Origin of the sequence: Lysinibacillus sp. GbtcB16, from assembly GCF_019091145.1 — a bacterium.
GTDB lineage: Bacteria > Bacillota > Bacilli > Bacillales_A > Planococcaceae > Lysinibacillus > Lysinibacillus fusiformis.
On sequence record NZ_JAGXJV010000173.1, the window covers coordinates 1 to 383 of the forward strand.

Sequence of the window (383 nt, forward strand, 5' to 3'; positions counted from 1 at the left end):
GATTGAAAGGATAGATTAGGAGGAGAGAGGTTGAATTTAAAATCATTAAGTATTAAAAATAAGGAAGTCTTTGATAAGTGGAAGCATGAATTAGACGGGATGATTCATTTTGATTTAAGCTTACCAAATCAAGTGTTTCAAAACGATTATGGAAATTATATGTTTGGTGAATTTGATTCTTTAATGTATGATGATGGCTGGAATGAAATAAGAAAATTAGCTCAAACTACACATGATTCTTTTGTTATTATGGGCGTATTAGATCCTCACCCTGAAGAATATTATTATAAGGAATTTGGATATTATAATTGGTTGAAACTTCCTTGTGATTTAACAGGAGACCAATACATGGATGTATTAGAAGAATATCCTCAAGACAGTAT

At 30.3% G+C, this 383-nt stretch carries 1 pseudogene; it reads left to right on the forward strand.

The window, feature by feature from the left end:
* Positions 1-30 precede the first annotated feature (30 nt).
* Positions 31-383, forward strand: a pseudogene (locus KVT27_RS23880) (hypothetical protein); the annotation flags it as partial.